Source organism: Pseudomonas phytophila, from assembly GCF_025643095.1.
GTDB lineage: Bacteria > Pseudomonadota > Gammaproteobacteria > Pseudomonadales > Pseudomonadaceae > Aquipseudomonas > Aquipseudomonas quasicaspiana.
Genome location: NZ_CP081201.1, coordinates 5,156,321 through 5,169,237 on the forward strand (window position 1 = coordinate 5,156,321; position 12,917 = coordinate 5,169,237).

Below are 12,917 nucleotides of genomic sequence, written 5' to 3' on the forward strand. Positions count from 1 at the left end.
CTGGATATATCTTCAGTAGTTCCAGCAGGCGGCTATCATACCCCGCAAATTCCATCCGCGCAGAACGGAGTACCTGATGACACCCTTTTCCCTCGTCTACACCCTGCATGTTTTGGCCGCGCTGGTCTGGGTTGGCGGCATGTTTTTCGCCTGGATGGTCCTGCGACCAGCGGTCGTCAGCGCATTACAGGGTCCGGCCCGCCTGAAATTGTGGCTGGAAGTGTTTCCGCGATTTTTTGTCTGGGTCTGGGCAGTCGTGGTGGTCTTGCCCATTACCGGGGTCGGCATGATCCAGCTGCAGTTCGTCAGCTTCGAGACCGCGCCGCGCTATGTGCAGGTGATGATGGGGTTATACGTGGTGATGACCGCGCTGTTCATCCGCATTCAGTCACTGCAACTGCCCGAACTGCGGCGTGCGGTTGAAGCCGAACAATGGGCTGAGGGTGCAGCGGCGCTGGGCCGGATTCGACGGTTGGTGGGTATCAACTTGCTGGTCGGCCTCGCGGTCGTGGCGATTGCAGCGGCCCGGCCTGGCTTCTGAATAAACTCCGGAACCTGTAGGAGCGCGCTTGCCCGCGATTCGGTCTGTCAGTCGGTGGATATATCGCCTGTGCTGACGCAATCGCGGGCAAGCGCGCTCCTACGGGTAACGAAGCATTCCAGATCAGATAGCTGTAGTTGGCTCCAACAAGGTCTAGCGGTTGTCGCGCGGGACGTTACAACCGCTGCAACGTCAACGCACCAGCAGGTCCAGCCGCACCCGGCTGACCCGCGTCACCGGCGCGTCCGGCCTTGCCGCCATCCGCCCGATACACGAAGCAACCTTTGGATGCGCCACCTTTACCCGGCTTGCCGCCGGCACCGGCCAAACCACCGGCTCCGCCCTGAACGTCCACCTTGATGCGCTCAACCGGAAAGTCCCGCGGCAGTTCAAGACGCACCTGCGCACCGGCCGCGCCGTCGTGGCCATTGCCGCCGTTATCGCCGTTGTAACCGCGTCCAGCGCTGCCCACTACACACCCCGGCGCTTGACCATTTGCTCCATCCAGGCCGACATATCCCGGCGAACCGGCACCGCCCCGGGCATCGACGAATAGTTCTTCGCCCTGCAAATGCTCGACGCGCAAGTTCAGGTTACGACCCGGTAATGGAGGCTTTTCATAAGTACCCGGTGCGCCGCGAGCAGTAATCTGGCTGCCCGTGCCCAGCTCACCCTGGCGGACCACCAGATTGAGCGCCTGGCTGCTGGGTACAATGGCGATGCGCGCTTCGTGGCCCAACACCAGTTGATCGACTTTCACCTCAGTCAGCCCGGACGGAATCAGCAAGGTGCCGTAATCCGCCACTTCCAGGCGCTCAAGTTGCAACACGCTGGTCTGGCTTGGCAGACGCATCAGTGAATGCGATTCGACAGTGATGGTCTGAGCCATGGCCCAAGGGCTGCAAAAGGCAGCCAGCAAACAAAGCTTACGCATGAGCGGCCTCCTGGGCTTTTTTCGGGAGAGACTTAATGTGGAAGATGCCAAACAGAAGAATACGCAGCCGGTCGCGCCAGGGACGTGGACGTCCGCGCAAGCTGCCATTGAACAGCAACAGCTCAGCGACATGAATCAGCGCCAGAAGGCCGCCCGCAAGCTTGATCAGAGGATCAAACGGCGTCGGCAGCGCCACCATCAAACTGAACAAAACCACCAGCCAGAACGCTGCGGTCAACAGTTTCCCCAATCCCCAAAACACCTTCATTGCCAGAGCCTGTCCGTAATTGTCATGTCTGCAAACGCTTATCGTTGCGAGAAAATTCTGCGCGCACAGTAAACGCCTGCGAGGTGAAATATGCCAGCGCACGACCGAAATTTAATCTGACACGGGTATCGGCTGAATCGGCACTGGCCCGGCACGCATGCCGGGCCAGTGCTTGGAGGTGCTGCGTTAACGGTTGATCTGAATCTCGACACGACGGTTCAGGGAGCGACCACTGGCAGTCGAGTTGTCGGCAACCGGACGCGCTTCGCCGTCACCTTCAACAGAAACAAATGCACTGCGTGGAATCCCGGTACTTACCAGGTAGTCAGTCACCGACATGGCACGTTTCTGGGAGAGCTTCTGGTTGTAAGTGTCACTGCCGACACTGTCGGTGTGACCGCTGACACGCAGTTGTGCGCTGGGTGCTTCGCGTTTCAGACGGGTAGAGATGAGATCGAGCTTGGATTTGTCAGCAGCAGTCAGGCGCGCAGAGTCGAACTCGAACAGCACGTCATTGATGACAATGACCTCCTCCTTGACGACCACCACCTCTTCAACGACTACGGGTGGAGCTGGCGGCGCCAACGGGCAACCGGTCGCGTCTACGGCAACACCTTTTGGTGTATCCGGGCATTTGTCGACGCTGTTTTTCACGCCATCGCCGTCATCGTCGCCATCACCATGAACCCAGCAATACGCGCCAGCCATAATACCCACCGCGCCCCCCAGACCGGCTGATACGGCTGCGCTCTGAAATGCTCCCGCCGCCGCACCCGCCACGCCGCCGCCCAATGCGCAGAGTGGCCAGTCAGTCTTCTGCAGGCCCGCACAACCGGTTAAAACGCTGGTAACCAAAATCAGAGGTAATGCTGTCCGGATTATTCTCATTAGTTTTCTCCCAAGGTTCGGCCCAATCCGCCGCTCATGGAGTAAAGACAGCAAAGTGCCAGCCCGCCACTTTTAGCCTTGTTTTATTGGGGTTTCAGGCCTTCTGGAGCGATATACCTCTCGGTAGGAGCCAACTTGTTGGCGAGGCGGTGTATCAGTCCCACCGCCTCGCCAACAAGTTGGCTCCTACCGAGGCTATGTGAACTCCAGGGCTAGGCCCACGCCTCGCCACAGGCTAGTCTTGCAGGTCATAAAGAGGATTTCTGATGAGCGAAGGCTTTTCCACGCGCACACCGCAACAGGCTCTGGCCGCCCTGCTCGACCTGCAGGCTCCCAAACGTTTGCTGTTGATCGGCGCCGAAGCGTTCCCTGCGTTACAGGCATTTCAGGAAGCCCATCCCGACACTCGACTGGCCCACGCCAAACCGGGCGTTCTGCCGCCCGAACTGGCCGCGCAACGCTTTGACCTGGCCTTGGTGGTCGATTGCCTCGAACACATTACCAAGCGCGAGGGGCTGGAACTGCTCGGCGGCATCCGCAACCTGAACGCCAGCCGCATTGCCGTACTGGCTGACCTGCAAGCCTGCGGCTGGAAAGACACAGACTTCTATTCACTGGCGCTGCAGGCCAGTGAACGCTTCACCCGCGATGAACAGGTGCTGACGCTGTACACCTACGATCTACGCGAATACAAACAAGTACCCGATTGGCTCAACGCACGGTTCTGGGCCAATCCGGAAAACTTCGGCAAATACTGGTGGTGAGCTATGAATAGCGCGATTTGCCCCTGCGGAAGTGGGGATCTGCTGGCAGCCTGTTGCGGACCGTTCCACGCTGGCCAGCCTACGCCTTGCGCGGAAAAACTGATGCGTTCACGTTACAGCGCCTACGTGCTTGGCCTGATTGATTACCTGGTCGACACCACGCTGCCGGTGCAGAAAGCCGGGCTGGATCGCGAGTCGATCAGTCAGTGGAGCCTGCAAAGCACCTGGCTGGGTCTGGAAGTGGAAAGCTCGGAAGTATTCGGCGGTAAACCTGAACATGCTTTCGTCACCTTCACCGCCCGCTGGCATGACGGCAGCGGTGAACACAGCCACCGGGAACGTTCTTCTTTTGTACAGAATCAGGGCCGCTGGTATTTCATCGATCCCAACGCAGGGCTCAAGGCCGGGCGTAACGATGCATGCCCATGCGGCAGTGAACAGAAGTACAAAAAGTGCTGCGCCAGCTACGTGAGTTAAAAGGCTTTGCGCTTCACACGAGCTTCAAGTGTGAAGTGTCCGGAACAGGCCCGGCGTGCGTGTTCGGTAGCTGACCCAGCTCGCTTCCAGTCGGTGCGAGACTGAACTGCGAAAAATCCACGGATGGCGCAGGCGTTGCAGGCTTTTGATCCTGCAGGTCGCTGCCCACCTCGCACACTTCAAGATCAGGAGCATCGACGCCGACAAAGGCCGCCATGTACACATCTCTGGGAGTAACTTCTAGTCGGCCGGGCTGTGCAGATGGCCTGGCAACGGCATCTGTCTCAGCCTTTAGCGTTTGCATTTCCAGAACTTCGACCAGCGCCCCGGCACGCTCCAGGGTCGAGCGATACTTTTCGGCAGCCTCACTGTCGAGATTGTTTTTCAGCACCAGTCGACGCCCACTGAACAGCAACTCCAGCCGTTGTGCGTCGCTTTGAAACAACTTGCCGAGGTTGGCCTGGACCTTGTCCAATTGGGCACCAGGGACCAATTGGCCACTGAATATAATTTCATACAGATTCATTGGTCATACTCTGGGTGCACGTGCGAGAAGTATGCCGCAGCTTCATCAAAAAGGAATGGGCAGTCGCTTTGTCAAACAATGGCTTCACATGGAGCATCCACATGTTTTCACAGGCGCATGTCATACGAGTCCTGGGCGTTGGCCTGTTGCTGTCGCTGCTGAACGGTTGTTCATCCGTACGCGTCAGCGACTATCAGGAGCCTGAGGTACACCTGCTCAAAGTGGAGGTGGTCAAGGCCAGGCTACTGCAGCAGGACTTCAAGTTGCGCTTTCGCGTCGACAACCCGAATGATCGCAGCATGCTGGTGCGCAGCCTGCGCTACAAAATCATGCTCAATGACGTTGTGCTGGCAGAAGGCGAGTCAACCGACTGGTTCGTGGTCGATGCCCAGAGCCGCCGGAATTTCGTGGTGCCGATCCGGACCAACCTCTGGAAGGACTTGAAGCAGATCGCGAAAATGCTGAAAAAAACCGACCAGCCGATCCATTACCGGCTCGAAGGCAAACTCAAGACCGGCTTTTTGTTTCGGCATAACGTGCGTATTGGACGCAACGGCGAGATAATGCCCGGCAATTTTATTCCGGAGTAACCCGATGAACCAGCAAGCCCATGTGCATGGCCCCGATTGCAACCACGATCACGACGACCATGCCCATCACGACCACCAACATGGCCATGTCCATGGTCCGAACTGCGGCCATGCTCATCAGGAGCCGGTGCGTAACGCTTTGAAGGACGTTGGTCGCAACGATCCTTGCCCATGCGGCAGCGACAAGAAATTCAAGAAGTGCCACGGCGCGTAAGCTGACGTGAAACTCGAACGGCCTGCATTGCAGGCCGTTTTCATTTGTGTGGCCGGGCCCTGAGGGAGTAAAACTTGCAGTCCGCGCCATCCAACAGGAGTTTTTGATGATCGACCTGCATTACTGGACCACACCCAACGGCCACAAAGTGTCGATGTTCCTTGAGGAAGCCGGTCTGCCGTACAAGGTCTTCCCGGTCAATATCGGCCAGAACGATCAGTTCAAACCCGAATTCCTGAAAATCTCCCCGAATAACCGTATCCCGGCCATCGTCGATCACGAGCCTGCCGATGGCGGTGAACCGATCAGCCTGTTTGAGTCCGGTGCGATCCTGCTGTATCTGGCAGAAAAGACCGGTCAGTTCATCCCGAAAGACCTGCGCGGAAGGCAAGAAGCGTTGCAGTGGCTGTTCTGGCAAATGGGCGGACTGGGGCCGATGGCGGGTCAGAATCATCACTTCAGGCGCGCCGCCGAAGAAAAGATTCCCTACGCGATCAAGCGCTATGCCGATGAAACCGCGCGGTTGTATGGCGTGCTGGACAGGCGCCTGGCCGATCGCGAGTTCGTCGCAGGCAGTGAATACAGCATCGCCGACATGGCGATCTACCCGTGGATCGCACGGCATACCTGGCAAGAGCTGAACCTGAACGACTTCCCGCACATCAAGCGCTGGTTCGATGCAATCAGTGAGCGCGAGGCGACCCAGCGGGCGTATGCGCTGGTTGATCAGGTGAATCCACAGATCTGAGCCTCGCGAACAAGTTTGCTCTCATCAAAAACAGCAAAATACTGGATTGAAATGCGTTTTCTGTAGGAGCTGCCGAAGGCTGCAAAGCACTTCTCCTGTTACACCGCGATCGCAGCTTTCGGCAGCTCCAGGTCCTATGTTTGCTTCGGCGTCAGCGACGCGGGCGGCTCCTACCGAGCAGAGCCGTCACGCGGTCCAGGTAGGAGGCAACTTGTTGGCAAGACGGTCAACCTGACACTGCCTCGTCCCCCGAGACTCCAAGTCCCGGTTGCTCACACAGCTGCAAATAGCCTCACGAGCTTTGAAAAATCCTGAAATAAACTCCCTCCCCCCGCTTGCGCAGTGCCTGCTCGCTCTCTAACGTAGCGCCTTTTATACGTTAAGCCCCCGCAGGAGTTTCGCCATGGCCTCACCAGCCCGTTCCAACGTTGTAAACCGGTTCGGTGCTGCCGCCGCTACGGTGGGTTTGTTGAGTCTTGCTGGCTGCCAATTGGGCGGGGGCCAAGGCGACTCACTGCTGCCTGCTTCCGGTACCGTTGCGGTCAAAGGCCTGGCTCAGAACGTATCTCTACGGCGAACCAACCTCGGTATGCCGCTGATTGAAAGCAGCACCTTTCACGATGCGCTGTTCACCCTGGGTTACGTGCACGCCAGCGACCGCATCACGCAAATGCTGAGCATGCGCCTGCTGGCCCAGGGTCGGCTGTCGGAAATGGCCGGGCCTGGCGCACTGGATATCGACCGCTTGATGCGCGCAGCGAATCTGAAAAAGAGCGCCAGCGAGCTGTACAACGCGTCCACCCCGCGCCTGCAACGCTTCTTTGAAGTGTATGCCCGTGGCGTCAACGCTTACCTGTTCCGCTACCGTGACAATCTGCCTGCGGATCTGGCCAGCTCTGGCTATCGCCCGGATTACTGGAAGCCCGAGGACTCGGCGCTGATCTTCAGCCTGCTTAACTTCAGCCAGTCGGCAAACCTTCAGGAAGAACTGTCCTCATTGCTGCTGGCGCAAAAAGTCGGCACCGACAAGCTGGCCTGGCTGGTCCCGACCTACCCGGACGAAGAACTGCCGTTCTCCGAAGCCGACAAGCTCAAAGGCCTGAACCTTGGCGGACAGGTGTCAGGCCTGAGCGATCTGAATAAAGTCGCCCAGCAACTGACCGACCTGAACATGCTGGGCATTGCTGCCTCCAGCAACTGGGCGATTGCGCCGCAACGCAGCCGTACCGGCAAAAGCTTGCTGGCCAACGACGTGCAATTGCCTGCCGGGCTGAATTCCGCGTGGAGCTTCGTGCAGATCCGCGCCCCGAAATATCAGGCCGCTGGCGCGACAATCGCCGGTCTGCCACTGATTCTGAGTGGCTTCAACGGCAAGCTCGGCTGGTCCATGGCCTCGGTGATGGGCGACAACCAGGACCTGTTTCTGGAAAAGCTGAAACGTGAGAACAATCGGCTGATGTACCTGGCCGATGGTAAATGGTTGCCCGCAACGGCCCATGAAGAAACCTTCATTATCAAAGGCGGCCGTCCGATTCGTGAAACCGTTTTTGCGACCCGTCACGGCGCGTTGCTCAACAGCAACCCGAGCGAAGGTCAGTTGAACAACAGCCTGGGTCTGGCTCTGCAAACACCAGACTTCAAAGATGACAAGAGCCTGGACGCGTTCTTCGATCTGTCCCGCGCGCCGAACGTCGACAAGGCGTTCGATGCCAGCCGTGAAATCCGCGCCATCGCGCTGAACATGGTCTTTGCCGATGCGTCGAACGTCGCCTGGCAAGTCACCGGCCGCTATCCGAATCGCCGTGAAGGCCTGGGCTTGCTGCCTTCACCGGGCTGGGAAAGCCGTTACGACTGGGATGGCTTCGCTGACGCCATGCTGCACCCTTACGATCAGAATCCGCAGCAGGGCTGGATCGGCACCGCCAACCAGAGGACCTTCCCAAAGGGTTACGGCATGCAACTGTCCAACTCGTGGAAAGCCCCGGAGCGTGCAGAGCGTATTGCCGAACTGGCCAACAGTGGCAAGCAGGACACCCGCAGCGTCATTGCCATGCAATACGACCAGAGCACGACGTTTGCCGCCAAGCTGAGAAAAATGTTCGAAGCACCGGGCATGGTTAAACCACTGAAACAGGCCATCGACGCCTTGCCTGAAGCTGAGCGCAGCAAAGCACGGGAAGCGTTTACCCGACTGATGGCATTCGACGGCAAACTCACGCCAACCTCTGCTGATGCGGCGCTTTATGAGTTGTTCCTGCAGGAAAGCGCCAAGCAGATCTTCCTTGACGAGCTTGGCCCGGAAACCAGTCCGGCGTGGAAAGCGTTGGTGCAGAACGCCAGCCTGTCGTACTCGGCACAAGCCGATCATTTGCTGGGACGCGAAGACAGCCCATATTGGGACGACGCGAAAACCCCGCAGAAAGAAGACAAGCCCGCGATTCTGGCCCGCAGTCTGGCGGCAGCAATCACTGCCGGTGACAGCCTGATGGGCACTGATCGCAAAGCCTGGCAATGGGGCAAGCTGCATCGCTCGACCCTGCAAAGCAGCGACTTCGCCGCCAACAGTTTCAACCGTGGCCCAAGTGCAGCAGGGGGCGACCACAACACGCTGAACATCGCGGCGTATCCATGGGGTCAGCACTTCGACAGCCAGGCAGTGCCGAGCATGCGCATGATCATCGACTTCGGCCAGAGCGAACCGATGCTGAGCCTGATCAACATCGGCCAGTCCGGCAACCCGGCCAGTCCGTATTACACCAACAGTATCGAGCCCTGGTTGAAAGGCCAGTACCAGACAATCCCGCTGCAAACCCAGAACTACGAGCGGGCTTATGGCAGCAAGCGATTGACGCTGGTGCCTGGGAAATAGAATAAACACCTCTGTAGGAGCTGCCGAAGGCTGCGATTGCGATCTTCCTGACACATCGCGATCGCAGCCTTCGGCAGCTCCTACAGGGTTCCACCAATCAGCTTCAGGTTCTTCGAACTTCCTCCCCCGCCCCGCCCTCATAACTAACAAGCCCATCCAGTCGGTTATTCCATGGATCTTGTTATCGCGCGTCCCGAAGGTTTGTATTGCCCGCCCGGAGATTTCTACATCGACCCGTGGCGTCCCGTTGAGCGATCGGTCATTACTCACGCCCACGGCGATCATGCGCGAACCGGCAATGAGCACTATCTGGCCGCCGCCCCCGGCGAAGGCATTCTGCGTTCACGGCTAGGGCAGGACATCAACCTGCAAACCCTGGCATACGGCGAAACCTTGCTGCACCACGGCGTAAAACTGAGCCTGCATCCAGCGGGGCATGTACTGGGTTCCGCGCAGGTACGGCTGGAGTACAAAGGCGAAGTCTGGGTGGCGTCCGGCGATTACAAAGTCGAGCCGGATGGCACCTGCGAGCCGTTCGAGCCGGTGCGTTGCAATACCTTCATCACTGAATCGACGTTCGGCCTGCCGATTTATCGCTGGCAGCCGCAGTCGCAGATCTTCGCTGGCATCAACGACTGGTGGCGCGCCAATGCCGCCGTCGGCAAAGCCAGCGTGTTATTCGCCTATTCCTTCGGCAAGGCGCAACGCATCCTGCACGGTATCGACCCGGAGATTGGGCCGATCCTGGTTCATGGTGCGGTCGAGCCGTTGAACCGGGTTTACCGTGAAGCCGGGGTGCGAATCCCTGAAACCCAGTACGCCGGGGACTTCAAGAAAACCGATCCAGCCTTGCGACAGGCTCTGATACTCGCGCCCCCCTCCGCAGGCGGCAGCACCTGGATGAAGCGCTTTGGCGAGTTCAGTGATGCCTTCGCCAGCGGCTGGATGATGTTGCGCGGCACTCGTAGACGCCGCGGCGTGGACCGAGGTTTTGTGCTCTCCGATCACGCCGACTGGCCGGGCCTGCTATGGGCAATCGAGCAGACGGGGGCCGAGCGAGTCATGGTGACCCACGGTTCAGTGGCCGTGCTGGTGCGTTACCTGCGCGAGTCCGGGCTCGATGCGCAGGGCTTCGTCACCGAATATGGCGATGAGGAAGACTCTGGCGCCGCAGAAACAAAACTAGAAGAAACAAAACCAGAAGACACCAAATCTGAAAAATCAACCGAGGCTTCGGCATGAAGGCCTTCGCCGAGCTTTATTCCCGACTCGACGCCACGACCTCAAGCAACGCCAAGCTGGCCGCCATGCGCGACTACTTCGCGAAAGTGCCGCCGCAGGATGCGGCGTGGGCAGTGTATTTCCTGTCGGGCGGACGCCCACGCCAGCTGGTGCCTACCAAACTGTTGCGCGAACAGGCCATGACCTTGGGCAAGCTGCCGGAGTGGCTGTTCGAAGAAAGCTATCAGGCCGTCGGTGATCTGGCGGAAACCCTGGCGCTGCTGTTACCAGAGGCTGAACACGACTCCGACGAAGGCCTCGCCGTCTGGATGGAGGACAAGCTGCTGCCCCTGCGTGGCCTGCCTCCGGAGGAACTGGCCGAGCGCCTGCCTACATTCTGGAGCCAGTTGGACCGGGTCAGTCTGATGGTCTGCATCAAGCTGATCACTGGCAGCTTCCGGGTAGGCGTCTCAAAACTGTTGGTCACTCGCGCCCTCGCCGCCATGGCTGATATCGACAGCAAACGCGTGGCGCAACGACTGGTGGGTTACACGGATCTGTCGCACCGGCCCAGCGCCGAGGGCTTTCTCAAGCTGATCGCAGCAGAATCGGATGATGAGCACGCCCAGCGTGGCGGTCAGCCTTATCCGTTTTTCCTCGCCCATGCCCTGCAGCAGCCGGTGGATCAGTTCGAAAGTCTGTTGGGGCCAGCGGAAAACTGGCAAGTGGAGTGGAAGTGGGACGGTATTCGCGCACAACTGGTCAAGCGCGAAGGTCGCTTGTGGATCTGGTCTCGCGGTGAAGAACTGGTCACGGACCGTTTCCCTGAGTTGCACAGCCTGGTGCAAAGCCTGCCGGACGGGACCGTCATTGACGGTGAAATAGTCGTTTGGAAGACGCCAGAAACATCAGCCGCTGCTAAAGCGGAGTTCGTCCTAAGCGCCGATTCTCCACCAGATACCACGCAGGCTCAGCCATCGGTCCAGCCCTTCGCGCTCCTGCAGCAACGCATCGGCCGTAAAACGCTGGGCAAGAAAATCCTCGAGGAAGTGCCCGTCGTGGTGCTCGCCTACGACCTGCTGGAATGGCAGGAGCATGACTGGCGCAGCCGCCCGCAACATGAGCGGCGCGCACAACTGGAAAAAGTAATCGAAACCAGCAAAAGTCCGGTGTTATTGCCCTCCCCGGTCATCAATGGCAAAGACTGGCTGGACTTGAGCGTACAGCGTGAAGCCTCTCGCAGCCTGGGCGTTGAAGGCATGATGCTCAAGTCCCGGGACTCTTTATATGGCGTGGGCCGTACCAAGGACATGGGCGTCTGGTGGAAATGGAAAGTCGATCCGTTCAGCGTCGATGCCGTATTGATCTATGCGCAACGCGGCCATGGCAGGCGCGCCAGCCTGTACAGCGACTACACCTTCGCGGTGTGGGACGGCCCGCCTGAATCCAGCCAGCGCACACTGGTGCCCTTCGCCAAAGCCTATTCGGGCCTGACCGACGAAGAAATGCGCAAGGTCGACGCCATTGTGCGCAAGACCACCGTGGAAAAATTCGGGCCGGTCAGCAGTGTGACCCCAAGTCTGGTATTCGAGCTGGGCTTCGAAGGCATCGCCCTGTCAAAGCGTCACAAGAGCGGGATTGCAGTGCGTTTCCCGCGCATGTTGCGCTGGCGGCAGGATAAATCAGTCGCCGAAGCCGATAGTTTGTCGACGTTGCAGGACTTGCTGGGGTAGGATGCCGCCCTTTTTTGGGGCTGCTGAATTTTCGCGCACCTTGTTAGGGCGAAACACCAACCTCTGTAGGAGTGAGCTTGCTCGCGATAGGGTTGCCGGTTAATGCCCAATGCTGCTGGCAAGACGCTATCGCGAGCAAGCTCACTCCTACAGGGAGCGCCCTCGAAGTCAGCAGTCAACATTGCGACAACTCCGTACATTTAAAACGCACGTTCGTATCTTTGGTTCGGAAATTGCTATCTTCTGTGGTCTGGCACCCGCCGGTAGCAAGCCTCGCGTGTTCCCAACGCTCAATTTGGTTTTAAGGACTGAACGATGAAAAAAGCATGGCTGACCCTTTCTGCATTGGCTGTTTGTCTCGCTGCAGGCAATGCAATGGCCAAGGAATACAAGGAACTGCGTTTTGGCGTTGATCCTTCTTATGCACCTTTCGAATCAAAAGCCGCTGACGGCAGCCTGGTAGGCTTCGACATCGACCTGGGCAACGCTATCTGCGCCGAGCTGAAAGTTAAATGCAAATGGGTTGAAAGCGATTTCGACGGCATGATTCCTGGCCTGAAAGCACGTAAATTCGACGGCGTTATCTCGTCGATGACTGTGACTCCGGCCCGTGAGAAGGTTATCGACTTCTCCAACGAACTGTTCTCCGGCCCGACTTCTCTGGTGTTCAAAAAAGGTGCAGGCCTGACGGCTGACCCGGCCAGCCTGAAAGGCAAAACCGTTGGCTATGAGCAAGGCACCATTCAGGAAGCCTATGCCAAAGCCGTACTGGACAAGGCGAGTGTAAAAACCCAGGCCTATGCCAACCAGGATCAGGTTTACGCCGATCTGGTTTCCGGTCGTCTTGATGCGTCCATTCAGGACATGCTGCAAGCTGAACTGGGCTTCCTGAAGTCGCCACAAGGTGCTGATTACGAAGTCAGCAAGCCAATCGACAGCGAATTGCTGCCTTCCAAAACCGCGATCGGTATCGCGAAAGGTAACAAAGAGCTCAAGGCTCTGCTGGATAAAGGTATCAAAGCGTTACACGACGACGGCAAATATGCCGAGATCCAGAAGAAGCACTTCGGCGATCTGAATCTGTATAGCGGTAAATAACACCCCGACGCCCATGGATTTCGGCGATGATCCACCGCCGATTTCC

At 58.3% G+C, this 12,917-nt stretch carries 14 protein-coding genes; 10 read left to right on the forward strand and 4 right to left on the reverse strand.

What is annotated here, in order from left to right:
* The first annotated feature begins 76 nt into the window (after positions 1-76).
* Entirely contained in the window at positions 77-541 is a 465-nt protein-coding gene (locus tag K3169_RS23320) for a CopD family protein (protein ID WP_027902720.1), read from the forward strand.
* Positions 542-716: 175 nt separating this feature from the next.
* Here the strand turns inward: K3169_RS23320 and K3169_RS23325 are convergent, their stop codons facing one another.
* From K3169_RS23325 to K3169_RS23335, 3 genes are all read right to left on the reverse strand, one after another.
* Positions 717-1,475 (reverse strand): hypothetical protein, encoded by a 759-nt coding sequence (locus K3169_RS23325; RefSeq protein WP_027902719.1) that lies wholly within the window; start codon positions 1,473-1,475, stop codon positions 717-719.
* Positions 1,468-1,743 (reverse strand): DUF1145 domain-containing protein, encoded by a 276-nt coding sequence (locus tag K3169_RS23330; protein WP_027902718.1) that lies wholly within the window; start codon positions 1,741-1,743, stop codon positions 1,468-1,470. Before K3169_RS23330 ends, K3169_RS23325 begins: the two co-directional genes overlap by 8 nt.
* Positions 1,744-1,929: 186 nt before the next feature.
* Positions 1,930-2,631: an OmpA family protein gene (locus tag K3169_RS23335; RefSeq protein ID WP_027902717.1), complete on the reverse strand. Its 702-nt coding sequence runs from the start codon at positions 2,629-2,631 to the stop codon at positions 1,930-1,932.
* A 266-nt stretch (positions 2,632-2,897) separates the two neighbouring features.
* Here K3169_RS23335 and K3169_RS23340 point away from each other — a divergent pair, with 266 nt between their 5' ends.
* Together K3169_RS23340 and K3169_RS23345 are read left to right on the forward strand one after the other, a co-directional pair.
* Positions 2,898-3,395, forward strand: a complete 498-nt coding sequence (locus K3169_RS23340; RefSeq protein ID WP_027898020.1) for a DUF6231 family protein — start codon at positions 2,898-2,900, stop codon at positions 3,393-3,395.
* A gap of 3 nt (positions 3,396-3,398) precedes the next feature.
* Positions 3,399-3,872, forward strand: a complete 474-nt coding sequence (locus K3169_RS23345) for a YchJ family protein (RefSeq protein WP_027898019.1) — start codon at positions 3,399-3,401, stop codon at positions 3,870-3,872.
* A 13-nt stretch (positions 3,873-3,885) separates the two neighbouring features.
* On the opposite strand, the gene K3169_RS23350 is transcribed toward K3169_RS23345, so the two are convergent.
* Entirely contained in the window at positions 3,886-4,398 is a 513-nt protein-coding gene (locus K3169_RS23350; protein ID WP_099270369.1) for a hypothetical protein, read from the reverse strand.
* Between the two features lie 101 nt (positions 4,399-4,499).
* Between K3169_RS23350 and K3169_RS23355 the strand changes: the two genes are divergently transcribed.
* From K3169_RS23355 to K3169_RS23385, 7 genes are all read left to right on the forward strand, one after another.
* Positions 4,500-4,988 carry an LEA type 2 family protein gene (locus tag K3169_RS23355; RefSeq protein ID WP_027898017.1) on the forward strand — a complete coding sequence of 163 codons (489 nt, stop codon included), beginning with the start codon at positions 4,500-4,502 and terminating at the stop codon, positions 4,986-4,988.
* 4 nt (positions 4,989-4,992) lie between these two features.
* Positions 4,993-5,202, forward strand: coding sequence for an SEC-C metal-binding domain-containing protein (locus tag K3169_RS23360; protein ID WP_095101248.1), 210 nt, complete (start codon positions 4,993-4,995; stop codon positions 5,200-5,202).
* A gap of 106 nt (positions 5,203-5,308) precedes the next feature.
* Positions 5,309-5,950, forward strand: coding sequence for a glutathione binding-like protein (locus K3169_RS23365; RefSeq protein WP_263268233.1), 642 nt, complete (start codon positions 5,309-5,311; stop codon positions 5,948-5,950).
* A gap of 403 nt (positions 5,951-6,353) precedes the next feature.
* The gene (locus K3169_RS23370) at positions 6,354-8,819 is read left to right on the forward strand and encodes a penicillin acylase family protein (protein ID WP_263268234.1); all 2,466 of its coding nucleotides are present in this window, start codon (positions 6,354-6,356) and stop codon (positions 8,817-8,819) included.
* Between the two features lie 171 nt (positions 8,820-8,990).
* The gene (locus K3169_RS23375; protein ID WP_263268235.1) at positions 8,991-10,061 is read left to right on the forward strand and encodes a ligase-associated DNA damage response exonuclease; all 1,071 of its coding nucleotides are present in this window, start codon (positions 8,991-8,993) and stop codon (positions 10,059-10,061) included.
* Positions 10,058-11,773 (forward strand): ATP-dependent DNA ligase, encoded by a 1,716-nt coding sequence (locus K3169_RS23380; protein WP_263268237.1) that lies wholly within the window; start codon positions 10,058-10,060, stop codon positions 11,771-11,773. The genes K3169_RS23375 and K3169_RS23380 overlap by 4 nt, the downstream gene beginning before the upstream one ends.
* Before the next feature lie 315 nt (positions 11,774-12,088).
* Complete coding sequence (locus tag K3169_RS23385; protein WP_263268238.1) at positions 12,089-12,871, forward strand: transporter substrate-binding domain-containing protein; 783 nt, start codon at positions 12,089-12,091, stop codon at positions 12,869-12,871.
* The last annotated feature ends 46 nt before the right edge of the window (positions 12,872-12,917 follow it).